The sequence below is a fragment of the Microbacterium phoenicis genome (assembly GCF_047302325.1).
In the GTDB taxonomy this organism is placed as follows: Bacteria; Actinomycetota; Actinomycetes; order Actinomycetales; family Microbacteriaceae; genus Microbacterium.
On the sequence record NZ_CP154849.1, the window covers coordinates 1,259,576 to 1,284,013 of the forward strand.

Genomic DNA, 24,438 nt, shown 5'->3' on the forward strand with positions numbered 1-24,438 from the left:
CTTCGGAGGACGGGGGTACCGAGGGGCGGGATGACCTGGCCATCTCTCCACGGTACGTATCGGATCGTCCCCGTGCATCCGGCTGCGTGTCTCTTGACAAACGCAGCCCGCTGAGCGGGGGCCGGCCCCTCACCAGACCGGTCTATCGTGGCGACATGAGCGAGCTCTCCGCCCCCACCGGCCGTGAACCGGCCCTCGTCGCGCAGCCCCGACCGGACGGGTCCGCGCCTCGTGCACTCGTCCTCGGTGCTACCGGATACCTCGGCGGGCGGCTCGTCCCGCGGCTGCTGTCGGCGGGATACCGCGTGCGGGTCCTCGTCCGCACGCCGGCGCGACTCGCGGCTTTCGTGTGGGGCGGTGATGTCGAGGTCGTCGAGGGCGCTGCCGAAGACGTGGATGCCGTGACCCGGGCGGTCGACGATGTCGACGTGCTGTACTACCTCGTCCATTCGATGGGTGGCGGCGACGACTTCGAGACGAAGGATCTGCGCGCGGCCGAGACCGTCGCCGATGCGGCGGCAGAGGCATCCGTTCGACGGATCGTGTACCTCGGGGGTCTGCACCCGGACGGCGTCGAGCTGAGTCCCCACCTGCGCTCGCGGGTCGAGGTGGGCGAGACACTGCTGCACAGCGGTGCGCCGACGCTCGTCCTGCAGGCCGGTGTCGTCATCGGGTCGGGTTCGGCCTCGTTCGAGATGGTCCGTCACCTGACCGACGTGCTGCCGTACATGCCGGCGCCGAAGTGGGTGCGCAACCGCATCCAGCCGATCGCCGTCCGCGACGTGCTGCACTATCTGCTCGCCGCGGCCCACGTGGATCCGGAGGTCAACCGGGCGGTCGACATCGGCGGCCCGGATGTGCTGCGCTACGGCCAGATGATGAACGGGTACGCCGTCGAGGCCGGGCTCCGCCAGCGGGCGATCGCGGCCCTGCCCGTGCTGACTCCCGGGCTCGCCTCGCACTGGGTGAACCTCGTGACGCCGGTGCCGCGCTCGATCGCCCGTCCGCTCATCGCATCGCTGCAGAACGAGTGCATCATGGACGACCACGACGTCGACGACCTGCTGCCGCGCCCCGAGGGCGGACTCACGCCGTATCGCGAGTCGGTGCGGCTGGCTCTCCGCAAGGTCGAAGCGGACGCCGTGGAGACCAGCTGGCAGGACGCGGAGGTCTCGTCGGTTCCCAGCGACCCGCTGCCGAGCGATCCCGAGTGGGCGGGCCGGCTCGTCTTCACGGACGAGCAGTCCGCGAAGACGTCGGCCAGCCCCGAGCAGCTGTGGCGCGTCATCGTCGGAATCGGCGGGGAGAACGGCTGGTACTCGTCACCGTTCCTCTGGGCCGTTCGCGGCTGGATGGATCGCCTCGTGGGCGGTGTCGGCCTGCAGCGCGGCCGTCGCAGCCGCGGCAAGGTCGCTGCGGGGGACGCGATCGACTTCTGGCGGGTCGAAGCCGTCGAGGAGGGGCATCTGCTCAGGCTCCGCGCCGAGATGAAGGTGCCGGGACTCGCCTGGCTCGAGCTGCGGGCGACGCCCGACGGCTCGGGCTCGCGATACGACCAGCGTGCCGTCTTCTTCCCGACCGGGCTCGCCGGTCGGCTCTACTGGTTCGCCGTCCTCCCCTTCCACGGGTTCATCTTCGCGGGTATGGCGAACCGCATCGCCGCGGCGGCGGAGCGCGAGGCCCCGACAGGCTGAGGCTCAGGGGTTCGTCAGCCGTCCGCCGGCGACCCGCACCGTGCGGTCGACGAGGGATGCCGGGACCGCGGCGTGCGAGATGAGCACGACCGCGTGCGAATCGTCGACGGCTTCCAGCAGATCGGTGAGGAGCGCATCGGCCGCTTCAGGGTCCACCCCCGCGGTCGGCTCGTCCAGGATCAGGACGGGGAACCCGCGCAGAAGCGCCCGCGCGAGCGAGATGCGCTGGGCTTGACCGCCCGACACGAGGGCGCCGCGCTCGCCGACCCGGGCATCGAGTCCGCCACGCGCGCGAAGCCAGTCGCCGAGCCCGACCCGCCCCAGCACAGCCTCGAGCTCCGCGTCGGTTGCGGTGTCGCGCGAGAAGAGCAGGTTCTGCCGGATGTCCTCGTCGAAGAGCATCGGATGCTGCTCGCACAGTCCCACGGTCAGGCGCAGGTCGTCGGGCGCGATCTCGTCCACCGGTCTTCCGCCGATCGAGTACTCGCCGCTGACGGCCAGGAACCTCACGAGGGCGTGGGCGAGCGTCGACTTGCCGGCGCCGCTCGCGCCGACGATGTGGAGGCGCTCGCCGGGGCGGACGTCGAGGTCGACGCCCGTGAGCGCGGCCTCGGTCGCGCCCGGCCAGCGGACGTCGACGCCGCGCAGCCGGAGCCCGTCGCCCAGCGACGGGGCCTCGCCCGTCGACGTTCCCTGTGCCGGGATCTCGGCGGGCACCGTCGCCGGGACAACCTTCGCGACACGGGATGCCGCGGCCCGCACGTGCCGCCATGCGGATGCGGCGAGCGGAACGGCCGTGAACACCTCGAACACCGCCATCGGAACGAGAACCGCCACGCCGAGCGCCGGGCCGGAGAGGCCGCCGCCCCCCGCGGCGGGAGCGGCGACGAGGAGGGCGGCGACCGTCGCGCCGCCCGCGGCGAGCGAGACGAGCGCCGCCGTGCCCGCCTGGGCGCCCGCCCGCCGCAGGACCGCGCGGCGGAGGGCGGCATCCGCCTTCCGGACCGCGGCGCGCGAGGCGTCCTCCGCGCCGAAGGCGACGAGCACGTCGAGGCGGGAGAGGTGGTCGAGGACGACGTCGCGGAGCCGGGCGCGCAGGGGGGCGATCGACAGCTCGGCACGGGCGCCCGCCGCCCAGCCCCACGCGAGCGCCGCGAGCGCGGCGCCGACGAGGCACCCCAGCAGCGTGAGGGCGGCCGGCCACCATACGAGGGCGACGAGGATGACCGATCCCACCGCCACGGTGGCGGACGACACGAGCGGCAGGATCACGCGGAGAGGCAGATCCTGCAGGTCGTCGACGTCGTCGACGAGCGCGGCGGAGGCGTCACCGCGGGAGGACGAGGTGAGACCGGCGGGGGCGTGCGGGAGCAGCCGTCGCACGAGGCCGGTACGCGTTCGGGCGAGCTGTCGGAGGACGGCGTCGTGACTCGACAGGCGCTCGGTGTAGCGGAAGAAGGCCCGCGAGAGGGCGAAGGCGCGAACGCCCACGACCGCCATCGTGACGTACATGACGAGCGGCTGTTCCGAGGCGCGGACGATCAGCCACGCGCTCACCGCGAGGAGCGCCACGGCCGATGCCTCGGACAGGAACCCCGACGCGAGCGCCCGCCAGAACCGCCGCGGTGTCGGAATCGCGTCGCTCAGCACCTCGCTCGTGGTCGTCACGAGGCCACCTCCGCCGCGCTCAGGCGCACGACGCGGTCGGCGATGGCCCGGGCGCTCTCGCGGTGCGAGACCAGGAGGATCAGCGCCCCGGCATCCGCCACCTGACGCAGCGAGCGCCACAGATGGCTCTCTGCGGCGGCGTCGAGAGCGGCAGACGGCTCGTCGAGCGCGAGCACGGGAGCGTGGCCGCGCAGGTGGCGGGCGAGCGCTCGGGCGACGGCGACGCGCTGGGCCTGACCTCCTGACAGTCCCGCCCCCTGCACCCCGAGCATCCGGTCGGGATCGAGGTCGCCGAGACCCACGAGCCCGAGGGCCTCGCGAACCGTTTCGGCGGGCATGTCGTCGTCGCCGAGGCGGATGTTCTGCGCGATGGTGCCGGCGGCCAGACCCGCGCGCTGGCCCGCCCACCCGAGCCACGACGACGGTGCCAGGGAGGCGACCGGGGCGTCGTCGAACTCGATGCGACCCGTCGTGGGCGCGAACCCGAGGAGTGCCTGCACGAGACTCGATTTGCCGGCCCCACTCGGCCCCTCGATCAGCACGATCTCTCCCGAGCGCGCGTCCAGGGTCACGGGCGGCAGGTCGCGTACGCGCACGTCCAGCACTCGCAGCGTGTGATCCGGCCTGGTCGGCGCGGCTCCCGGCGCAGGAGCAGCGGATGCCGCGGCCGCCTCGTCGAGCACGGCGAAGACGTCCCGCGTTGCCGCGACACCCTCGCTCGAGGCGTGGAACTGCACGCCGACCTGCCGCAGGGGCAGGAAGGCGTCGGGCGCGAGGAGGAGGACGAACAGGCCCACGCTCAACGTCAGCGAGCCGTCGATCAGACGGAACCCGATGGCAACTGCGACGATCGCGACCGAGATCGAGGCGAGGAACTCCAGCGCGAAACCCGAGAGGAACGACACGCGCAGCACCGTCATCGTCTCGCGGCGGTAGTCGTCGGTGACCCGCTCGATCGCGTCGGCAGCGCGACGCTGACGGCCGAACACCGTGAGCGTCGACAGCCCCTGGACGGTGTCGGAGAACCGTGTCGCGAGCCGGGCGAGGGTGTCCCACTGCCGTCGCTGCACGGAGCGCGTCGCGAGGCCGATGAGGATCATGAAGATCGGGATGAGGGGGAGGGTGAGGAGCACCGTGAGCCCCGAGATCGCATCGGCGGACCACATCACCGCGACGATGATCGGCGTCGCGATCACGGTCTGCACGAGCTGCGGCAGGTACCGGCCGACGTACGGTTCGAGCGCGTCGAGTCCCCGACCCGCGACGAGCGCGAGGTGCGACGTGCTGCGCGTCGCGGTCCAACCCGGGCCCAGCCGGGCGACGCCGTCGAGCACCGCCTCCCTCAGTTGCGACTCGACCCGGGCGGACGCCCGGGCCGCGACCCGCTCGCGCAGGAGCGACAGGACGGACCGGGCGAGCACCACACCGGCCAGGGCGACGAGGGTCCCCGCGATATCGGCCCCGGCGATCGCATCCACGATCGCGCGGGTCGTGAAGAAGGCGAAGCCGATGATCGCCGCCGTCTGCAGGAGTGACAGCAGCGCGATGGCGACGAAGAACGAGCGGGATGCCGTCGCGTACCGCCACAGCCGCGGGTCGACCGGTGGCTGCCTCGGCGTGGCCTCATCTGGCATGGCGCGTTCCTCCCGCGTGCTCAGTGAGCGGCCGCGGCATCCGCCTTCTCGATCTGCACCCGCGTGATGCGCTTGCGGAACACCCAGTAGGTCCAGGCCTGGTAGGCGAGGATTCCGGGCAGGAAGATGACCGCCGCCCAGGTCATGACCGTCAGCGTGTAGTCGGTGCTCGACGCGTTCTCGATCGTCAGCGAGTTCGCCGGGTCGGTCGAGGAGGGCATGACGTAGGGGAAGAGGGCGAACCAGAGCATCAGGACCGCGGTGACGATGGTCGCCGCTCCCAGGGCGAAGGCCCACCCGTCGCGGTGGCGGACGTTCGCGACGGCCGAGGCGAGCAGAGCGAGCGCGGCGATGACGCCGCACGCGATGACGGCAGCCACCAGGGGAGCGTCGCGCTCCATCGAGATGAGCGTCGTCCAGACGACGGTCGCCGCCGCGAAGACGATCGTCGGCAGGGCGGCACGGCGGGCGAGACGGTGGGCGTCTTCTTTCACCTGACCGTCGGCCTTCAGTCCGACGAAGTACACGCCGTGGAGGAAGAACAGGAGGAGCGTCGTGATGCCGACGCAGAGGGCGTACGGATTCAGCAGGTCGAGGAGGGTGCCGGTGACGTTCTTGTCGGCGTCGATCGGGACGCCCTGCACGATGTTGCCGAACGCGACGCCCCACAGGAGCGCCGGAACCACCGAGCCGATCACGATCATCCGGTCGAAGCCGCGCTTCCAGGCCAGTCCCTCGCGCTGATGGCGGTACTCGAACGAGACGCCGCGCAGGATCAGGGCGAGCAGGATGAGCAGCAACGGCAGGTAGAACCCGCTGAAGAGCGTGGCGTACCACTCCGGGAACGCGGCGAACAGGCAGGCGCCGGCGACGATGACCCAGGTCTCGTTGAGGTCCCACACGGGACCGATCGTGTTGATGACCTGGCGTCGCGACACCTCGTCGCGACCGAGGAACGGCAGGCTCATCCCGACGCCGAAGTCGAAGCCGTCGAGCACGAAGTAGCCGACGAAGAACACCCCGACGATGAAGAACCAGAGGTAGGCGAGATCCATGGCGTGCTCCTAGTAGACCGTCGAGGGGGTCTGATCGACCGGCAGGTCCCGAGGGTCGGGGTCATCGGGACCGGGCAGGGGATCCGGGCCCTTCTGCGCGGCTTTCAGGATGAGGCGGAACTCGACGACGGCGAGCGCCGCGTAAATCGCGGTGAAGGCGATCAGGGAGATGAGCACGGTCCAGGCGGGGACGTTGGGCGAGACGCCGTCGGAGGTGTGCATGAGGCCGAAGACGATCCAGGGCTGGCGGCCCATCTCGGTGAAGATCCAGCCGACGAGGCTGCCGAACAGCGGGAGCGGTGCGGACCAGATGGCGACGCGCCACATCCACCCGGCGACGGGACGCGTCGCCTTCCTGCGGGTGACCCAGAGGCCGGCGACCGAGATGAGGGTGGCGATGCCACCGAAGCCCATCATCCAACGGAACGACCAGTAGGTGACCCAGATCTCGGGCATGTAGTCGATGCCGGCGCCGTACTGCGCGGTGTACTCGGACTGCAGGTCGTTGAGGCCTTCGACGCAGCCGTCGAGCGTGTGCGTGGAGAGGAACGAGAGCAAGTAGGGGACGCGGAGCGACCAGACCTCGGCGGTGCCGTCCGGGGTGCCGATGGAGAAGATCGAGAAGGACGCGTCGGCGCCGCAGGCACTGTTCCACAGCGCCTCGGCGGCGGCCATCTTCATAGGCTGGGTCTCGACCATGACGAGTCCCAGCTGGTCGCCGCTGATCGCGGTGCCGGCGAAGGAGATGATCATGAACCACATGCCGTAGCGGAGTGCAGGCCGCATCGTCTCGACGTGCTGGCCGCGGCGGAGGTGCCACGCGGCGACGGCGATGATGACGGCGGCGGCGAACATGAACGCCGAGAAGATCGTGTGCGGGAAGGCGGCGAGCGCCACCGGATTGGTGAGGAGCTCGAAGAAGTTCTTCAGTTCCGCCCGGCCGGTCTCGGGATTCAGCTGGTACCCGATCGGGTTCTGCATGAACGCGTTGGCGGTGAGGATGAAGTAGGCCGACAGGATCGACCCGAACGCGGTGGCCCAGATGGTGAGCAGATGGATGCGGCGGGGCAGCTTGTCCCACCCGAAGATCCACAATCCGATGAAGGTCGCCTCGAAGAAGAAGGCCATGAGCCCTTCGAAGGCGAGCGGAGCGCCGAACACGTCGCCGACGAAGCGGGAGTAGTCCGACCAGTTCATGCCGAACTGGAACTCCTGCACGATGCCGGTGACCACGCCCATCGCGAAGTTGATCAGGAAGATCTTGCCGAACAGGCGGGTGAGATGCAGCCATTTCACGTCGCCGGTGCGGTGCCAGATCGTCTGGAAGATCGCGACGGTGAGCGCCATGCCGAGCGTCAACGGCACGAACAGGTAGTGGTAGAGCGTCGTCAGTCCGAACTGCAGGCGAGCCAGGATGAGCGGGTCCAGAAAGTCCACGGGCTTGGTCCTTCCACGGGTATGGTCCGACCGTACGACGCCCGGTTCCCCGCCGAATCGGATCGGGCCGTGCAAAACACCGCGCCCTCCGCCTACGGTGGACCACATGACTCGCGGTGACAGTTCCCGTGTTCCCGCGATGCTGCGGCGGACGACAGCCTTCACTGCGGTCTGGGTGACCGCGGTGCTCGTCTTGACGGCCGGTCCCGCCGTGGCAGGTGCGGCGCCCGAGCCTTCACCGACCCCGACGGCATCCCCTTCGCCGACGGCGACGACCGAGCCGTCGCCGACCCCGACGCCCACGCCCACGCCGGAACCCTCGCCCTCGCCCTCGCCCTCGCCCTCGCCCTCGCCCTCGCCGTCGCCGAGCCCGTCGCCGTCGCCCAGCCCGGCTCCCGCCCCTCCGGCCGCCCGCGATTCCTCGGCCGCAGCAGCCGCCGCACTGGGAGAGGCGACGACCCCTGTCCTCCCGTCGTCGGTACGACTCACCGGCAGCACCCGGTACACGCTCGCCGCCGGGATCAGCAAAGCGGTCTACCCCCGGGGTGCGCGCACGGTCGTCATCGTCTCGTCCCAGCGCGCTGCCGATCAGCAGCTCGCGGCCTACGTCGCGGGCTCGGTCGGTGGACCGATGCTGCTCGTGGACACCGGGTCGGTCCCCGCCGCGACGGCGTCGGAGATCACTCGTCTCGCGCCGGATCGGATCGTCGTGATGGGCTCGCGCGCTGCCGTCTCGGATGCCGTCGTGAGCCGGCTCTCGGCCGGGCGCACCTCGGTGCGCGTCGACGCGGGCACGACCATGTCGCTGTCGCAGAAGGCACTCGTCGCGGCCACCCCCACCGCGGAGACCGTCTACCTCGTCGACGTGCGCCAGCTCGCTGCGGCACCGGTGGCGGCCGCGACTGCCGCGGCCACCGGTAGCGGATTCCTCGTGGTCGAAGGTGCGCGGCCGCCGTCGCCCGGCGCACTCGCCACGCTGCGCGCCGTCGGTGCACGACAGATCGTCTTCATGAACGGGACGTCGGGGCTCCCCACGTCCTACGGCAACGCGTTGCGCAGCGAGGGGTTCACCGTCGCGAGGCTCGCCGGCGCCGACCGCGCCGGCATCGCCGACTCCGCGACCGCCGAATACCCCTCGACGACGACCCGCGGGGTGGTCACCGCTTCCGCCGAGGCGACCGGATTCGGCTCACCCGCCGCGACCGCACTCGCTGCCACGACGGGGCAGCCGCTCTACTTCAGCGGCGAGCGCTGCCTGTCGGATGCCTCCGCCGCGGTGCTCCAGCGACGGGGCGACAAAGTCCTCGTCGTCGGTCCGACGGCGCAACTGCGCGCCGAGGTCGAGACGGGCAAGGGGTGCACCGCCGTGCGCACCACCCGGCAGGACAAGCTGCGCTCCTCGCTGCAGTCCGCGCTGAACCGGAACTCCTCCTCGTCGTACACGGTGACCGTTCGCGAGGTCGGCGGTCTCGGCGAGACCGTGAGCATGGGCGGCGCGACGCGCCGCGAGCCCGCCAGCATGATGAAGCTCTTCGCCGCGTGGGGAACGTACAAGCGGATCGAGCGGGGTGCGGGTTCGCTGTCCACGCGGCTCGGGTCGGGTCTCACAGTGGGTGAGTGCCTGCGCGAGATGATCTGGATGTCCGACAACTTCTGCCACACCGACCTCGTGCACTGGATCGGCCTGTCGCAGTTGAACAGGGAGATCGCGGCCGCAGGGTACTCCCGGACCGCATACGGGCAGGTCCTGCGCGGGCAGGACGTGCTGTACGCGGGCAACCGCACGACCTCCGACGACCTCACGAACCTGCTCAAGCGGCTGGAGGAGGGGCGTCTGCTGAACGCCACGCACACCCGGCACATGCTCAACCTGATGCACACCCAGCTCTTCCGCTCGCGACTGCCGAACGGCCTGCCGGCCTCTGCGTACCAGGCGTCCAAGCCCGGATCGTTGTGGGTGTCGGGTGGGTTGCTGCAGGCGGACTCGGCCGTGGTCCGCAGCTCGTCGAGTCGGTTCGTGGTCACCGTCATCGGCGCCCCCGGAGCGTCGAAGGCCGGCATCCGGGACATCGCGCGAACCGTGTACTCGCACTTCAACGGGTCGTTCGGAGCGGCCGTGACCCATTCCGACCTTCACGTGCGCACCGTGCGGAACACCCCGTGGTACCGCAGCTCGGCCGGGGGCACCATCGCCGGCACCATTCCGTCGGGAACGCCACTGCAGGTGTCGGACTCCCGACGCCACTGGTACAAGGTGCACTGGCGGGGCGGTTACGCGTGGCTGTACTACCACCACGTCCGCACCAACCTGCGTTACTGACTCCCGCGGGCTGCGGCGTCAGCCGGGCGTCGGCATCAGGCCTCGGGGCGACGGCGGAGCAGCTGGATGACGCACTGCTGCGGATCGCACGACGAGCGCATCCCATCGACGGCGAGCGGCCCGCCTGCCTCGCTGAGAGCGCCCTGCATTAGCCCCAGGTGCACATCGCAGAGCGTCTCGCGGTTGTCGGCCTGGTCGGCGGCGTGCACGCAGGGCGTGAGGTCGATCGTGAGGCCGTCCTCGTCGATCTCCGGGTCGAACCCGCCGTCCAGGAGCTGTTCGACGAGGGCGTCGAGTTGGTGCTGCTCTTCTCCGGTGAGCGATCCGGCCGTATCCGGCATGACGCGACGCATGAGGTCGCCCCGTTCGACGGCGGCCTGGACCTTGCGCCGATGCTCGGGACTCGACACGCTGACCCCGTCGACCGCGCGGTAGAAGACGCGTGGGCGGCCCCGAACGGTCCGCTTCTCGATCTCGGTCGCGACGAATCCGCGTTCGATGAGGCGCTGCAGGTGCTCGCGGACGGTATTGGGGTGGAGCTTCGTCGCCTTCACGAGCTCGCCGACGGTCTGCTGCGGGGTCGTCTGCAGCAAGTGGAGGATCTCCACTCGCGAGGACGTGGAGATGGCGTTGTAGGCCGTCGGGCGCCGGGCCGTCATGGGTCCATTATCGCGGGATGCTCGGCCTGCGGGGGCGCCCCTTGAGTGGGATTCCGCCCTTAATCTGGAGGACATGCGGCATCCCACACCCGACCCGGTCGGACCGGGACAGGAGAGCGTCTGGGACTATCCCCGGCCCCCTCGCGTGGAACCCGTCCCGGGCACCGTGACGATCACCCTCGGCGGAGAGCGCATCGCCTCGACGACCGGAGCCCTGCGGGTCCTGGAGACGAGCCACCCACCGGTCTACTACCTGCCGATCGCGGACTTCGTGCCCGGCGCACTGACTCGGGCGCAGGGAGCATCGTTCTGCGAGTTCAAGGGCGCCGCGCGGTACCTCGACGTCCACGGCGGCGGACGCACTGTGCCCGGCGCGGCATGGAACTACCCGAGCCCCGAGCCGGGATACGAGGAGCTCGCCGACCGCGTGGCGGTCTACGCACAGGAGATGGACGAGTGCACGGTCGCGGGCGAGGTCGTCACCCCGCAACCGGGTCGGTTCTACGGCGGGTGGATCACGTCTCAGGTGGCCGGGCCGTTCAAGGGTGCCCCGGGTTCGATGGGGTGGTGATCAGAGCCCGAGCGAAGGCTGCACGTCCGGCGAGTCGCTCTCAAGGGGCTCCTCGCGGACGAGGTCGGCGACGGAGCTCAGGATCTCGTCGGGTCGGAACGGGTAGCGCTCGATCTCCGCGGCGTCGCTGATGCCGGTGAGCACCAGCACGGTGTGGAGCCCTGCCTCGATGCCGGCGACGACGTCGGTGTCCATGCGGTCGCCGATCATCCCGGTGTTCTCGGAATGGGCGCCGATGCGGTTGAGCGCCGATCGGAACATCATGGGGTTGGGTTTTCCGACGACATAGGGCTCCTTGCCCGTCGCCTTCGTGATGAGCGCGGAGATCGCTCCGGTCGCGGGGAGGACGCCCTGCATGGAGGGACCGGTGGCGTCGGGGTTCGTGGCGATGAAGCGCGACCCGGCGCCGATGAACCTGATCGCCTTGGTGATGGCCTCGAACGAGTAGTTCCGAGTCTCGCCGACGACGACGTAGTCGGGGCTCGTCTCGGTCATGATGAAACCGGCCTCGTGCAGTGCGGTCGTGAGGCCGGCTTCGCCGATGACGAAGGCCGTGCCGCCCGGCTTCTGCGAGGCGAGGAAGTCCGCGGTGGCCAGCGCCGACGTCCAGATCGACTCCTCGGGCACCACGAGCCCCGACGCGCGGAGCCTCGCGCTGAGGTCGCGCGGCGTGAAGATCGAGTTGTTGGTGAGGACGAGGAACGGGGTGCCGTCGTCGCGCCATTGCTCGAGGAGCTCCGCAGCGCCGGGGATCGGCGTGTTCTCGTGGACGAGGACACCGTCCATATCGGTGAGCCAGCACTCGATGTCCGCGCGGGTCCGCATGCGTCCACACTACGCCCGCGACCCTGACTCGCACGGCGGGCCGGGTGGTCCAACCCGCGACGCTCTTGTGGTTAGGCTAACCTTACCTAGCTCCAAGGAAAGGCTCATCCCGACATGTCCCCTCGTTCACGACTGGTCCTCGCCTCCGCCGCCGGCATGATCGCGCTCGCCCTGGCGGGCTGCACCGCCGCCACCGCGCCCGAGCCCGCCGGGGCCTCGGCGGCCTCTGGAACGCGGTCCGTCGAGCACGCCCGCGGTGCGACGGACGTACCCGAGGAGCCCGCCCGTGTCGTGACGCTCGAGCCCCTGGAGCTCGACACCGCGGTGGCGGTCGGCATCACCCCGGTCGGTGCCGCCGTCGCAGGCAATGTGACCTCGATCCCCGCGTACCTCGGTGCGGAGGACGTCACCCCCGTCGGAACCGTCCCCGAGCCGGATCTCGAGGCGATCGCGGCACTGAAGCCCGATCTGATCCTCGGCACAGAGTCCCGGCACTCGGAGCTCTTCGAGCAGCTGACCGCCATCGCGCCGACCGTCTTCATCGCCTCGCAGGCCGATCCCTGGCGCGAGAACGCGTCGCTCATCGGCGAGGCGCTGGGGCGCGAGGACGAGGTCGCCGAGCTCCTCACCGGCGTCGACGACGAGTGCGCCCGCATCCGCGACGAGTACGACGTCGCCGGTCAGACGGTGCAGCTCATCCGGCCCCGCGACGAGACCACGCTGAGCCTGTACGGCCCGGTGTCGTTCGCCGGCAGCCTGCTCGAGTGCGTGGGCTTCAGCATCCCCGACCAGGAGTGGGAGGACGGCCTGCAGGCGGACCTGTCGCCCGAGAACGTCGCATCCGCGAGGGCCGACCACGTGTTCGTCACGGCGGCCGACGTCGCCGACCGTTCCGCGATCCCCGCCGCCGTCGCGACCGCATTCCCCGACGCCACGCTGGTCGACACGAGCACCTGGGTGTCCGGAGTCGGCCCGAAGGGTGCTGCCGCCGTCCTCGGTGACATCGAGCGGTACCTCTCCGCGAACCGGTGACCGCTGCCGCACGTCCGGGGCGCAGCATCCTCGGAGTCGGTGCCGTCGCGCTGATCCTCGCCGTGGCCGTCATCGCCTCGCTCGCGCTCGGCGCCAACCCGCTCGCCCCGCCCGCGGTGATCGATGCGCTCGCCGGCCGGGGGACGAGTGAGACGGCGTTCGTCGTCTGGGACCTGCGGGTGCCGCGCACCGTCGTCGGCCTCGTCGCCGGCGCGGCGCTCGGGGCGGCCGGAGCACTGATGCAGGCGTTCACGCGCAACCCCCTCGCCGACCCGGGGCTCCTCGGGGTCGGCGCGGGGGCGGCGTTCGCCGTCGCTCTCGGCGTATCGCTGTTCGGTCTGTCCGGTGCGGGGGAGATCGTCTGGCCGGCGTTCGCCGGCGCGCTGCTGGTGACGATGGCGGTCTACGTGATCGGCGCGAGCGGGACGGGCGGGGCCGTGCGCCTGGTCCTCGCGGGCGTCGCGCTCGGCGCCGTCCTCTCGGGGATCACGACGGCCATCACGTTGACCGACCCCGACGCCTTCGACCGGATGCGCGGGTGGAACGCAGGCTCCCTGCTCGGTGCGGGCCTGGAGGACCTCGCAGCCATCGCGCCTTTCGCCGCCGCGGGGGCGCTCCTCGCGCTCGTCCTCGCCCCCGGACTCAACGCGATGGCGCTCGGTGACGACGTCGCGCGCGCCCAGGGAGTGGACGTCGGCCGCATCCGGGTCGGGGTGATCGTGGCCGTCACCCTGCTCGCGGGAGCTGCCACGGCGATCGCCGGGCCGATCTCGTTCGTCGGCCTCATGATCCCGCACGCCGTGCGGTGGATCGTGGGGCCCGACCATCGGGCGGTTCTGCCGATGTCGCTTCTCGCCGGGCCCATCCTCGTGCTCGGCGCCGACGTCCTCGGCCGCGTCGTCATCGCCCCCGCCGAGGTCCCGGTCGGGATCGTCGTCGCCTTCGTCGGCGCGCCGCTCCTCATCGCGCTCGCGCGTCGACGGACGGCGAGGGCTCTGTGATGGTGGCGACCACCATGGGCCGCTCGGGCCGGGTGATGCGACCGGTTCGGCCCACCGCCGCACGACCGCGCCGCGTGCTCGCGGTGGGAGCCGCGGCATCCGTCGTGCTCGTCGCGCTGACGACGCTCGGGCTGATCCTCGGAGACTTCCCCGTGCCGCTCGAGCGGATCCCGACGATCCTGGCGGGCGGAGGCGAAGGGATCGAACACACCGTGGTCGTCGACTGGCGGCTGACGCGCGTGATCGCGGCGGTCGGGGTGGGGGCGCTCCTGGGTATCGCAGGCGCGCTCTTCCAGACCGTCACCCGCAACCCGCTCGCGAGCCCCGACATCCTGGGGCTATCGAGCGGCGCGTTCAGCGGCATGCTGCTCACCCTCGTGCTCGTCTCGGCGAGCTGGCAGGCCCTCGTCGCCGGCTCGCTCGTCGGAGGACTCCTGACGGCCGTCGCGATCCAGGTGCTGGCCTCGCGAGAAGGTCTGCAGGGCTTCCGCATCATCGTGGTCGGTATCGGGGTCTCGGCGATGCTCGCATCGATGAACACGTGGTTGTTGCTGCAGGTCGAGCTCGAGACCGCGATGTTCGCGTCGGCGTGGGGCGCGGGGTCGCTCAACGGAGTCGCAGCGGGTCCCGTCGCGGGGGCGCTCGTGGCCGCCCTCCCGATCGCGGTGGGGGCGTTCTGCCTCGTCCCGCGAATGCGGCAGCTCGAGCTCGGTGACGACCTCGCGTCCGCCACGGGCGCCCGTCCACACGCCGTGCGGGCAGTGGCTCTGCTCCTGGGTGTGGGCCTCGTCTCGGCCGCCACGACCGTCGCCGGTCCCGTCGCCTTCGTCGCGCTCGCGGCCCCGCAGGTCGCCCGCCGCCTCGCGCGCACACCGTCGCTGCCGCTGGGGCTGTCGGCGCTCTTCGGAGCAGTCGTGCTCCTCGCCTCCGACCTCGTCGCGCAGCATGCGTTGCCGACGCCCCTCCCGGTCGGTGTCGTCACCGTCTCGGTCGGCGGCCTCTACCTTCTGTCCGTCATCGTCCTGGAGATCCGTCGTCGTGCCTGATCGCTTTCCCGCCTCCCTCGCCGTCGACCGGGCCTCGTTCGCCTACGCCGACACCCGTGTCGTCGAGCAGCTCTCCCTGCAGATCGAACCCGGCTCGTTCACCGTCATCATCGGCCCGAACGCGTGCGGCAAGTCGACGCTCCTGCGGGGCCTGGCGCGCCTGCTCGCTCCGGAGGAGGGGCAGGTCGTCCTCGACGGTCGGTCGATCGCCCAGATCCCCGCCAAGACACTCGCGCGACGGGTGGGGTTGCTGCCGCAGACCGCCGTCGCACCTGACGGGATCACGGTGCGCGACCTCGTCTCCCGGGGTCGATACCCGCATCGGGGGATGCTGCGGCCCTGGTCACCGGCGGACGAGTCGGCCGTCGTCGACGCCCTCGCCGCGACGGGGACGACCGAGCTGGCCGACCGCCCCGTCGATGCCTTGTCGGGCGGCCAGCGCCAGCGGGTGTGGATCGCGATGGTCCTCGCCCAGCAGACCGAGGTGCTGCTCCTCGACGAGCCGACCACGTATCTCGATGTCGCTCATCAGGTCGAGCTGCTCGAGCTCCTCGCGGCGCTCCACGAGCAGGGGCGGACGATCGTCGCCGTCCTGCACGATCTCAATCAGGCGGCCCGTTATGCGACGACCGTCGTCGCCATGCGCGACGGGCGGGTCATCGCCGAGGGGTCGCCCGCAGAGGTCGTCACGAGCGAGACCGTGACGGCCGTCTTCGGCCTCGCCAACACCGTCATCCCCGATCCCGTCACGGGAGGGCCGCTCGTCGTCCCGCTCCGGGCGCCCCACACCGCGGAGGTCCGACCATGACCGCAGTCCTCGAACGCCCCTGGGCATACAGCGCCTTCGAGGTGGAGGTCGCCGCGACCGTGAGGCTGAGCATGCGGTTCATCCGGATCACGCTGCGAGGCGACGCGCTGCGGAACTTCGCGGAGTGGGGTCTCGACCAACGAATCAAGCTCGTGCTGCCGCTGCCGGACGGAGGGCTCGCGGACTTCGGCCTGCTCGAGGAGCCGACGCCGCATCCGTCCGACTGGTACACCCGGTGGAAGGAGCTCGACGAGTCCGAGCGGAACGTCCTCCGCACCTACACGCCGGCGGCCATCCGGGCGGACGTCGGCGAGATCGACGTCGACGTGTACCTGCACACTCCTGCGGGTCCGGCCTCCGCGTGGGCGGCGTCGGCTCGTCCCGGTGACCGCCTCGTCGTGACCGGACCCGACCGCCGCATGGGCTGGACGGGATACGGCGTGCACTGGCATCCCGGTTCCGCGCGTCGTGTGCTGCTCGTCGCCGACGAGACCGCGTACCCCGCGGCGCGCAACATCGTGTCGGCGTTGCGGGGCGGCGTCGTCGCCGATGTGCTGGTGGATGCCGCGGCCCCCGCGGACGACCTGCTGTCACCGCACGTCGTCTCGCCTCACCGCGTGCGACGCATCGATCGGGAGGATGCAGGCGGACTCGAGCGCGCTGTCGCAGCGTGGGCGAGTGCCACGGCGGATCTGCCGCGGGACGAGGTCTACGTCTGGCTGGCGGGGGAGTCCGGCACGGTCACCTCGCTCCGGCGCCTGCGCACCGGGCGCCTCGACGTGCCGAAGGATCGGGTGTCGTTTCTCGGCTACTGGCGCGAGGGCGGTCCGCTCATCGGCTGAGCGAGAGAGCGATCTTCGCCTAGACCGTCTCGCGTCGGAAGGTGGTGTGCACGACGCCGCTCGGAGCGGCTTCCGAGGTCACGTGGTACCCCTGTTCCAGTCCGCGCAGATCATCCCAGAGGCGGATGCCGCGCCCGAGCAGGATCGGCACGATCGCGACATGGAGGTCGTCGACGAGGCCCTCGCGCAAGAACGCCCGAACGGTCTCGGCGCCACCCCCGATGCGGATGTCGCCGCCCAGGGCGGCGTCGACGGCGAGCTCGAGGGCTGCGCGCGGTGTCGCGGAGAGGAAGTGGAAGGTCGTTCCGTTGGCGAACTCGATCGAGGGTCGCGTCGCGTTCGTCATAACGTAGACCGGGATGCGGAACGGCGGCTCGTCTCCCCACCACCCGCGCCAATCCGGATCGTCTCCGTGTTCGTGTAGGCCGAACATCCCCGCGCCCATGATCTCCGCACCCACAGCGTCGAAGTAGCGAGCGGCGTACGCGTCGTCGACTCCTGTGGTCCCCTCGCCCGAGGTGTCGTGGAGGACGCGCTCCCGGAACGTCCGGGTGGCGGTGTAGTCACGCGTCAGTCGGCCCCAGTCGTCACCGAACGGATTCTCCGGGGTCTGGTCCGTCGTCGTCGCGAAACCGTCGAGGGAGATGTTGAGGTCGACGCGAACCCGGGCCATGCTGTGCCTTCCGCCGTTGCCGGCGGACGCCGGTGGAATCAGTGTTGCGCAGCACCGTCGTTCGCGTCGAGCCTCGATCCGCACGGGTCCGGCGTCAGGCGGTCGCGACCGCGTTCGTCGGCACCCAGCCCAGCGACGGCGCCACGTAGCGCGCGAACGATTCCACGAGGCGCAGATTGAACGCGACGCCCAGCTGACTCGGGATGGTCAGCATGAGGGTGTCGGCTTCCCGCACCGCGGCGTCGTGCTGCAGCTGCTCGACGAGTTCATCGGGGGTGCCGGCGTAGGTCTTGCCGAACGTCGAGCGCATCCCGTCGATGATGCCGATCTGGTCGCCGTCGGAGCGTCCGCCGAAGTACATGGCATCCTCCGCCGTGGTGATCGGGAAGATGCTGCGGCTCACCGAGACCCGCGGCGTACCGGCGTGACCGGCCTCGCGCCACGAGGTGCGGAAGGCGTCGATCTGCTCTGCCTGCAGGATGTCGAACGGACGCCCGTCGGCCGACGTGAGGAGGGTCGAGGACATCAGGTTGACGCCCATGCGGCCCGCCCATTCGGCCGAGTCACGGTTGCCCGCGCCCCACCACACGCGCGAGCGCAGCCCGGGGGAGTGCGGTTCGATGCGCTGCAGACCGTGTCCGCCGCCGAACGGGCTGTGCGGGTCGCTCTCGGCGAGACCCTCGCCGTCGATCGCGCGCAGGAAAAGGTCGAAGTGCTCGCGGGCGAGGTCGGCGCCGCGGGGGTCCTGGGACCCGGTGTAGCCGAACGTCTCGTAGCCGCGGACGACGCTCTCGGGTGAGCCACGGCTCACGCCGAGGGCCAGTCGGCCGTCGCTGATGAGGTCCAGCGCCGCCGCTTCTTCGGCGAGGTACAGCGGGTTCTCGTATCGCATGTCGATGACGCCGGTCCCGACTTCGATGTGCGAGGTCCGCGCGGCGATCGCGGCGAGCAGCGGCATGGGGGAGGCCTGCTGCCGGGCGAAGTGGTGCACGCGGAAGTAGGCGCCGTTCACCCCGAGCGCATCCATGCCCTGGGCGAGATCGATCGCCTGCTTCAGCGAATCGCCCGCGGTGAGTTCCCGGCCCCCGCCGAGAGGGCCGTAGTGGCCGAAGGACAGCGTTCCGAAGCTCTGCATGCCCATGACAACGCAGCGGCCGCGGCATCCATTCCGGTGAATATGGATGCCGCGGCCAGAGACGCTGCGGGGAAGCGTCAGGCGGCCGGGGCCAGCGCGCGAAGAGCGTCGACCCACGACGTGGTGGGACGGCCGATGAGGTCGGTCAGATCGGTCTCGGTCGCGTCGAGCGCGCCGCTCGCGATGCCGGCGTCGAGGGCCACGACGAAACCGACCGTGCCCTCGTCGAGTCCGAACGACGCCAGGCGGGCCGCCAGCTCTTCGGGCGTCGCGGGGGCGTAGACGACCTCGCGCCCGAGGACCTCACCCATCGCCGCGGCGATGTCGGCGTACGTCGCGCGGGGGCCGGCGAGCTCGTACGTCCGGCCGATGTGGCCGTCCTCGAGCAGGACGACCGCGGCTGCCGCGGCGTAGTCGACGCGCGCTGCGGCACCCACGGCGGCATCGCCGACGGCGGCCGAGAGCACGCCGGTCTGGGCGGCGCCGGCGAGGTCGCCCGCGTAGTTCTCGATGTACCAGTTGTTGCGGAGCAGGACGGCGGGGATGCCGCTGGCCGCGATGGCCTCTTCGGTCGCCTTGTGGTCGGGGGCGAGGACGAGGTCGGCGGTGTCGGCGTGCGAGAGGCTCGTGTAGACGAGCTTCGTCACGCCGGCGCGGACGGCCGCGTCGATCACGTTGACGTGCCCCGCCACGCGGCTGCCCGGCTCCGATCCCGAGATCAGCAGAACGCTGTCGACGCCCTCGAGGGCGGCGGCGATCGATTCCGGTGCGGTGTAGTCGAGCGGCACGACACGCACGCCCTTGTCGGCGAGGTCGGCGGCCTTCGCCACGGTGCGTGCACCGGCGACGATGCTGTCGGGCGAGGCGCCGCGGGCGAGGAGTGCGTCGACGACGAGGTGGCCGAGCTGTCCGCCGGCGGCGGTGACGAGAATGGTCATGGCGAGTCCTTTCGGGTGATCGAGCGAAGTGCGCGACACCGGACAGAACCACCCCAACCCGGCGATGCATTCCTCGCCGGGGGTACCCACTTTCAGGTAAGCTGCTGTGGTGTCGGTCAGTTTCGAGCAGATGCAACGCGAGTCGCCGGGAATCTTCAGCGAGGCGTGTCCCTCGCGAACTGTCCTCGACCACGTCATGAGCAAGTGGGGCGTCCTCGTGCTGCTGGCGCTCACCGACGGCACCCGTCGCTGGGGTGAGCTGAGACGCAGCGTCGACGGCATCAGCGAGAAGATGCTCGCCACGACTCTCCGCACCCTCGCCGCCGACGGCATCGTCGAACGGACGTCGTACCCCGAGGTTCCGCCGCGAGTGGAGTACTCCCTCACGCCGCGCGGCGTCGAACTGATGGAACGGGTCATGCCGCTGATGAGCTGGATCCAGGTGAACGCCGAAGAGATCGTCGCGCGCTGACCCGAGCCCTCGGCCCGCGGCATCCGTGGCCGTGTCAGGATCGGATCCATGACTGCTCTCGGTACGAGTGACCTGACCGTGTTCCCCCTGTCGTTCGGCGGCAACGTCTTCGGCTGGACCGCGGACCGCGACACCTCCTTCGCCGTCCTCGATGCGTTCACCGCGGCCGGCGGCGACTTCATCGATACGGCGGACGTCTACAGCGCATGGGCGCCGGGCAACTCCGGCGGTGAGAGCGAGACGATCCTCGGCGAGTGGCTCGCTTCTCGGCGGCCGTCGGGCGTCGTGGTGGCGACGAAGGTGTCGAAGCACCCGGAGTTCCCAGGACTGTCGGCCGGCACCGTGCGGGCCGGTGCCGAGGCGTCGCTGAAGCGCCTCGGCGTCGACACGATCGACGTCTACTACGCCCATGCCGAAGACGACGCGACTCCGCTGGCAGAGACCGTGGCCGCATTCGGCGCGCTCGTCTCCGACGGCCTCATCCGCTACCCGGCGATCTCGAACTTCTCCGCCGAGAACACCCGGGAGTGGGTGCGCCTGGCCCGCGAGCAGGGGGTCGCGGAGCCGATCGTCACCCAGCCCCGGTACAACCTCGTCGACCGTGCCATCGAGCGGGGCGTCAAGCCCGCCGCCGAGGAGCTCGGCCTCACGGTGGTTCCGTATTCGGCCCTGGCCAGCGGGTTCCTCACCGGCAAGTACCGCTCCACCGACGCGTCGGGACAGTCCTCGCCCCGTGCCGGATCGGCGGCGGCCTACGCGACCCCCGAAGGGCTCGCGGTGCTCTCGGTGCTCGATGACGTCGCCGCGGCGCACGACGTGGCCCCGGCATCCGTCGCCCTCGCCTGGCTCCGCGCGAAGGGCACCGTCCCGATCGCCTCCGCGTCGCGCGTCGACCAGGTCGACGGTCTCATCGCCGGCGCGACGCTCGAGCTCGCCGCCGACGAGGTCGCCGCCCTCGACGCGGCGTCCGCTCCGTTCGTCGGCTGAGCCCGACGCACGTGGGCGCGGTCAGAGCAGGCGTTCCATGCCCGCGATGAACGCGTCCACGTCGAAGCGGAACTGCGCCTCGCCGTGGTTGTCGATCTCGGCGTCGATGAGCTCGCGCAGGACGGGATAGCCCCCGGTCGACGCGCCGAGCGCGTCGCGGAGGTGCGCGACCTGCGGATCCTGCGCGGAGTAGCCGGCGGTCACCACCTCCCGCGCGAAGCCCTGGCAGATGCTCATCAGCAGATGCATGCCGCGGCTCGTCGTCTCGAGGCTGAAGCCCGCCGCGCGCAGCCGAGCAGCGAGCTCCTCGGCGGGGTCGATGATGGCGAGGTCGTCCGGCGTCGTGAACGGAAGATGGTCGACCCAGGCGCCGATGTCCATCAGGCTCGACACCAGCGCTCCCGCGTAGCCCCGACACGCGTCCTGCCAGGTCGAGCCGAGATCGAGCTCCGACGACGAGAAGCGGCGACGGAAGGCATCCACCGCGAGCATCTCGAGGAGACTCTCGCGGTCCGTCACGTGGTGGTTGAGTGCTTTGCGGTCGACCCCCAGGGCGTCGGCGACCTGCTGCATCGTGAGGGTCGCCGGGTCGAGGTCCCGCGCCGCGTTCAGGATGCGCTCGCGGTCGAGCCCTGCTCGCGTGCCGCGACCGCGGCGGGTCGTTCCGGTCATGAGACTCCCTTTCGCGGTGGCGCCGCCGAGAGTATCATTTCCCGGGCGGGAATAATCCGCTCAGAGGAAGGGACGACCATGACCGACGAGGTTCTCACTGCCGCCACGAGCATCGGCGACTGGCTCGACAGCGACGTCGGCGGTCCGCTCCTGCGCGGGCTGATCGCCGCCGGGGGCGGAACCGCGGAGTCCCTCGCGCCCGTGCGGGGACTCCCGCTGCAACAGCTCATCGTCCTCAGTCAGGGGGCCATGCCCCAGATCGCCGTCGACGACCTCGTGCGACAGGCGAACGGCGGTGTCATCCCCCAGAGCGAATCGATCGGCGGGGCCGAGCCGACCTCGGCCGGCCGGTTCGCCGGTAAGACCGTGATCGTCACCGGCGCGGCATCCGGCATCGGTCGGGCCACCGCCGGGCGTCTCGCCCGAGAAGGCGCCCGGGTGATCGCCACCGACATCTCCGCGGACCGCCTCGCCGAGTTCGCCGCATCGATGCCGGATGCCGACATCGTCACGGTGGCGGGCGATGTCACGACGCAGGAATCCATCGACGCCATCGTCGCCGCGGCCGGAGGGCGGATCGACGCGCTCGCCAACGTCGCCGGTATCAACGACGACTTCTCGCCGCTCGGGGAGACATCCGATGCGATGTGGGACCGCGTCATCGCCGTCAACGTCACGGGTCCGTTCAAGCTGACCCGCGCCGTGCTCCCCGCGATGCTGACCGCCGGCGCCGGCTCGATCGTCAACGTCGCCAGCGAGGCCGCCCTTCGCGGCAGCGCCTCGGGCAACGCTTACACGACCAGCAAGCACGCCGTCGTCGGGCTCACCAAGAGCGCGGCCGTCATGTACGGGCCGAAGGGTCTGCGCGTCAACGCCGTCGCCCCCGGCGGGGTGGCCACCGGCATCCCCTTCCCCCCGAACGTCTCGGAGTACGGCCAGCAGCGCCTCGGTGCGTTCCACGGCACGATGCCCGGCGTCGCCACCCCGGAGCAGCTCGCCGCATCGATCACGTTCCTGCTCTCGGACGACGGCGTCAACATCAACGGCGTGGTGCTGGCCAGTGATGGCGGCTGGTCGGCGCAATGATCCGAGCGGATGCCGCCCCGCCTCTACGCTGGTGGGGTGGCATCCGTCCTGAACATCTCCGCCTACCTCTTCACGCACATCGCCGACCCCGCGTCGCTGCGTCCTGTGTTGTACGAGCGGGCGGAGGCGCGCGGACTCCGCGGCACGATCCTCGTCGCGGAGGAGGGCATCAACCTCTTCCTGGCGGGACCCGCCGAGGATGTGCGCGGGTTCGTGGACGAGCTGCGCGCGGACGGGCGCTTCGCCCCGCTCACGACGAAGGAGAGCTGGTCGGACGAGCAGCCGTTCCGCAAGATGCTCGTCAAACACAAGCGCGAGATCATCCGGATGGACCGCCCCGCGATCCGTCCTGACGCCGGCCGGGCTCCCGCCGTCGATCCGAACACGCTCCGCCGCTGGCTCGAGGCCGGCGTCGACGACGACGGGCGCGAGGTCGTGCTGCTCGACACCCGCAACGCGTTCGAAGTCGACCACGGCACCTTCTCGGGCGCCCTCGACTGGCGGATCGAGAAGTTCACCGGGTTCCCCGAAGCCGCCGCGGCGCACCGCGACGAGCTCGTCGGCAAGACCGTCGTCAGCTTCTGCACCGGCGGCATCCGGTGCGAGAAGGCCGCGCTCGTCCTCCGCGAGGACGGGATCGACGCGCGTCAGCTCGAGGGCGGCATCCTCGGCTACTTCGAGCACGTCGGCGCCGACGGGTTCGAGGGCGACTGCTTCGTCTTCGACGAGCGTCGCACCGTCGACGCGTCGCTGCAGCCCACGGGCTGACCCGCGTCGGACGTCGGCGCTAGCCTCGTGCCATGCACCGGCTCACGAGGGACGAGGCGCGCCGCATCGCGGTGCGTGCGCAGCTGCTCGACGCGGACCGTCCCGGCGACGTCGTCGAGGTGGCGGAGCAGATCGCCGCGATCAAGATCGACCCGACCGCCGTCATCGCTCCCAGCGAGCAGTCGATCTGCTGGTCGCGGATCGGCTGGGCGTACGAGCCGGGCCAGCTCTCGAAGGCCGTCGAGGGCGACCGGCTGCTGTTCGAGTACGACGGGCACTTCCGCCCGGCATCCCTCCTTCCGGCTCTGCGCGCGATCATGCCGAACCGCCGCCTGAGCGCCTCGACAGCGGCCTATCTCGAGGCGAACGCGGCGTTCCGTGCTGAGATCCTGCGCCGCCTCGACCGCGACGGCCCGCTGCAGGCCTCGGAGATCCCTGACACGAGCGCCGTCCAGGCGAAGAACGAGAGCGGCTGGTACGGCGCCAACCAGGTGCCGCGCATGCTCGAGCTGATGTCGTACCTCGGCGACGTCGCGATCAGTGGTCGCCTCGGACGGCAGCGGGTGTGGGACCTGCCCGAGCGCGTCTACGGGGCGACGGATGCCGCGATGAGCCCGTCCGACGCCGAAGAGGCACTGGCAGGTCGGCGCCTGCAGGCCCTCGGCATCGCGCGGCAGAAGTCGCCGTGGTCCGGCGTCGGCACGGCCGGCGAGGAAGCCGAGGTGGAGGGGAGCTCGTGGCGCTGGCGCGTCGACCCCGAGGCGATCGGGGCCCTGGACGACGACCCGGGCGGGCGCGCGGCGATCCTCAACCCGTACGACCGGATGCTCTTCGACCGGCCGCGCCTGACCGAGCTGTTCGACTTCACCTTCGTCCTCGAGCAGTTCAAGCCCAAGCACCAGCGGGTCTACGGCTACTTCGCGCATCCGATCCTCGTCGGCGACCGTTTCGTCGCGCTCCTCGACGCTGCGCTCGACAAGAAGAAGGAGACCCTCGTCGTCGCCGCGGTCCACGAGCTGGCCCCGCTCGACGAGGACGAACGCGAGATGGTGCACACCGAGATCCGGGACCTCGGCGAATGGCTCGGGGTCCCGGTCCGCGGACTGGAGTGAGAC

Annotated in this window: 23 protein-coding genes; 13 read left to right on the plus strand and 10 right to left on the minus strand. The window is 70.9% G+C overall.

The genetic code is table 11. From position 1 onward, the window contains the following. The first annotated feature begins 155 nt into the window (after window positions 1-155). The gene (locus tag ABCU91_RS06155; protein ID WP_413355175.1) at window positions 156-1,694 is read left to right on the plus strand and encodes an SDR family oxidoreductase; all 1,539 of its coding nucleotides are present in this window, start codon (window positions 156-158) and stop codon (window positions 1,692-1,694) included. 3 nt (window positions 1,695-1,697) lie between these two features. On the opposite strand, the gene cydC is transcribed toward ABCU91_RS06155, so the two are convergent. From cydC to ABCU91_RS06175, 4 genes are read right to left on the minus strand one after another with little or no spacing between them, the layout of a single operon-like run. After that, window positions 1,698-3,362, minus strand: a complete 1,665-nt coding sequence (gene cydC, locus ABCU91_RS06160; protein WP_413355176.1) for a thiol reductant ABC exporter subunit CydC — start codon at window positions 3,360-3,362, stop codon at window positions 1,698-1,700. Next, a complete protein-coding gene (gene cydD / locus ABCU91_RS06165) occupies window positions 3,359-4,996 on the minus strand; it encodes a thiol reductant ABC exporter subunit CydD (protein WP_413355177.1) in 1,638 nt (545 codons plus the stop codon). The genes cydC and cydD overlap by 4 nt, the downstream gene beginning before the upstream one ends. 20 nt (window positions 4,997-5,016) lie before the next feature. Next, entirely contained in the window at window positions 5,017-6,051 is a 1,035-nt protein-coding gene (gene cydB / locus ABCU91_RS06170; RefSeq protein ID WP_091351932.1) for a cytochrome d ubiquinol oxidase subunit II, read from the minus strand. A gap of 9 nt (window positions 6,052-6,060) precedes the next feature. Beyond that, complete coding sequence (locus tag ABCU91_RS06175) at window positions 6,061-7,488, minus strand: cytochrome ubiquinol oxidase subunit I (RefSeq protein ID WP_091351934.1); 1,428 nt, start codon at window positions 7,486-7,488, stop codon at window positions 6,061-6,063. 106 nt (window positions 7,489-7,594) lie between these two features. Here ABCU91_RS06175 and ABCU91_RS06180 point away from each other — a divergent pair, with 106 nt between their 5' ends. Then, entirely contained in the window at window positions 7,595-9,808 is a 2,214-nt protein-coding gene (locus ABCU91_RS06180) for a serine hydrolase (protein ID WP_413355178.1), read from the plus strand. 35 nt (window positions 9,809-9,843) lie between these two features. Here ABCU91_RS06180 and ABCU91_RS06185 read toward each other — a convergent pair whose 3' ends face one another. Next, window positions 9,844-10,467 carry a helix-turn-helix transcriptional regulator gene (locus ABCU91_RS06185; protein ID WP_091351936.1) on the minus strand — a complete coding sequence of 208 codons (624 nt, stop codon included), beginning with the start codon at window positions 10,465-10,467 and terminating at the stop codon, window positions 9,844-9,846. A 73-nt stretch (window positions 10,468-10,540) separates the two neighbouring features. Here ABCU91_RS06185 and ABCU91_RS06190 point away from each other — a divergent pair, with 73 nt between their 5' ends. Then, window positions 10,541-11,038: a DUF427 domain-containing protein gene (locus tag ABCU91_RS06190; RefSeq protein ID WP_091351938.1), complete on the plus strand. Its 498-nt coding sequence runs from the start codon at window positions 10,541-10,543 to the stop codon at window positions 11,036-11,038. Here the strand turns inward: ABCU91_RS06190 and ABCU91_RS06195 are convergent, their stop codons facing one another. Further along, window positions 11,039-11,863 (minus strand): HAD-IIA family hydrolase, encoded by an 825-nt coding sequence (locus tag ABCU91_RS06195; protein WP_091351940.1) that lies wholly within the window; start codon window positions 11,861-11,863, stop codon window positions 11,039-11,041. A gap of 114 nt (window positions 11,864-11,977) precedes the next feature. Between ABCU91_RS06195 and ABCU91_RS06200 the strand changes: the two genes are divergently transcribed. From ABCU91_RS06200 to ABCU91_RS06220, 5 genes are read left to right on the plus strand one after another with little or no spacing between them, the layout of a single operon-like run. Next, window positions 11,978-12,895, plus strand: a complete 918-nt coding sequence (locus tag ABCU91_RS06200; RefSeq protein ID WP_240741230.1) for an iron-siderophore ABC transporter substrate-binding protein — start codon at window positions 11,978-11,980, stop codon at window positions 12,893-12,895. Next, window positions 12,892-13,896, plus strand: coding sequence for a FecCD family ABC transporter permease (locus ABCU91_RS06205; protein WP_133398419.1), 1,005 nt, complete (start codon window positions 12,892-12,894; stop codon window positions 13,894-13,896). Before ABCU91_RS06200 ends, ABCU91_RS06205 begins: the two co-directional genes overlap by 4 nt. Then, window positions 13,896-14,942 (plus strand): FecCD family ABC transporter permease, encoded by a 1,047-nt coding sequence (locus tag ABCU91_RS06210; RefSeq protein ID WP_133398418.1) that lies wholly within the window; start codon window positions 13,896-13,898, stop codon window positions 14,940-14,942. Before ABCU91_RS06205 ends, ABCU91_RS06210 begins: the two co-directional genes overlap by 1 nt. Then, entirely contained in the window at window positions 14,935-15,750 is an 816-nt protein-coding gene (locus ABCU91_RS06215) for an ABC transporter ATP-binding protein (protein WP_413355179.1), read from the plus strand. Before ABCU91_RS06210 ends, ABCU91_RS06215 begins: the two co-directional genes overlap by 8 nt. After that, window positions 15,747-16,592, plus strand: a complete 846-nt coding sequence (locus ABCU91_RS06220; RefSeq protein ID WP_413355180.1) for a siderophore-interacting protein — start codon at window positions 15,747-15,749, stop codon at window positions 16,590-16,592. Before ABCU91_RS06215 ends, ABCU91_RS06220 begins: the two co-directional genes overlap by 4 nt. Window positions 16,593-16,611: 19 nt before the next feature. On the opposite strand, the gene ABCU91_RS06225 is transcribed toward ABCU91_RS06220, so the two are convergent. From ABCU91_RS06225 to ABCU91_RS06235, 3 genes are all read right to left on the minus strand, one after another. Further along, window positions 16,612-17,265: a dihydrofolate reductase family protein gene (locus tag ABCU91_RS06225; protein ID WP_413355181.1), complete on the minus strand. Its 654-nt coding sequence runs from the start codon at window positions 17,263-17,265 to the stop codon at window positions 16,612-16,614. Window positions 17,266-17,359: 94 nt separating this feature from the next. Continuing rightward, window positions 17,360-18,400, minus strand: a complete 1,041-nt coding sequence (locus tag ABCU91_RS06230) for an LLM class flavin-dependent oxidoreductase (protein ID WP_413355182.1) — start codon at window positions 18,398-18,400, stop codon at window positions 17,360-17,362. Window positions 18,401-18,477: 77 nt separating this feature from the next. Then, a complete protein-coding gene (locus tag ABCU91_RS06235) occupies window positions 18,478-19,338 on the minus strand; it encodes an NmrA family NAD(P)-binding protein (RefSeq protein WP_413355183.1) in 861 nt (286 codons plus the stop codon). 109 nt (window positions 19,339-19,447) lie between these two features. On the opposite strand from ABCU91_RS06235, the gene ABCU91_RS06240 reads away from it, so the two are divergent. Further along, window positions 19,448-19,810 (plus strand): winged helix-turn-helix transcriptional regulator, encoded by a 363-nt coding sequence (locus tag ABCU91_RS06240; RefSeq protein WP_406922424.1) that lies wholly within the window; start codon window positions 19,448-19,450, stop codon window positions 19,808-19,810. A 48-nt stretch (window positions 19,811-19,858) separates the two neighbouring features. Then, entirely contained in the window at window positions 19,859-20,797 is a 939-nt protein-coding gene (locus tag ABCU91_RS06245; protein ID WP_413355184.1) for an aldo/keto reductase, read from the plus strand. A 21-nt stretch (window positions 20,798-20,818) separates the two neighbouring features. Here the strand turns inward: ABCU91_RS06245 and ABCU91_RS06250 are convergent, their stop codons facing one another. After that, complete coding sequence (locus ABCU91_RS06250) at window positions 20,819-21,469, minus strand: hypothetical protein (RefSeq protein WP_406922422.1); 651 nt, start codon at window positions 21,467-21,469, stop codon at window positions 20,819-20,821. 78 nt (window positions 21,470-21,547) lie between these two features. Here ABCU91_RS06250 and ABCU91_RS06255 point away from each other — a divergent pair, with 78 nt between their 5' ends. The 3 genes from ABCU91_RS06255 to ABCU91_RS06265 are packed head-to-tail and all read left to right on the plus strand — an operon-like array spanning window position 21,548 to window position 24,435. Then, window positions 21,548-22,555: an SDR family NAD(P)-dependent oxidoreductase gene (locus ABCU91_RS06255; protein WP_413355185.1), complete on the plus strand. Its 1,008-nt coding sequence runs from the start codon at window positions 21,548-21,550 to the stop codon at window positions 22,553-22,555. 36 nt (window positions 22,556-22,591) lie between these two features. After that, window positions 22,592-23,323, plus strand: coding sequence for a sulfurtransferase (locus ABCU91_RS06260; RefSeq protein ID WP_413355186.1), 732 nt, complete (start codon window positions 22,592-22,594; stop codon window positions 23,321-23,323). A gap of 32 nt (window positions 23,324-23,355) precedes the next feature. Then, the gene (locus ABCU91_RS06265) at window positions 23,356-24,435 is read left to right on the plus strand and encodes a DNA glycosylase AlkZ-like family protein (RefSeq protein ID WP_413355187.1); all 1,080 of its coding nucleotides are present in this window, start codon (window positions 23,356-23,358) and stop codon (window positions 24,433-24,435) included. Window positions 24,436-24,438 lie beyond the last annotated feature (3 nt).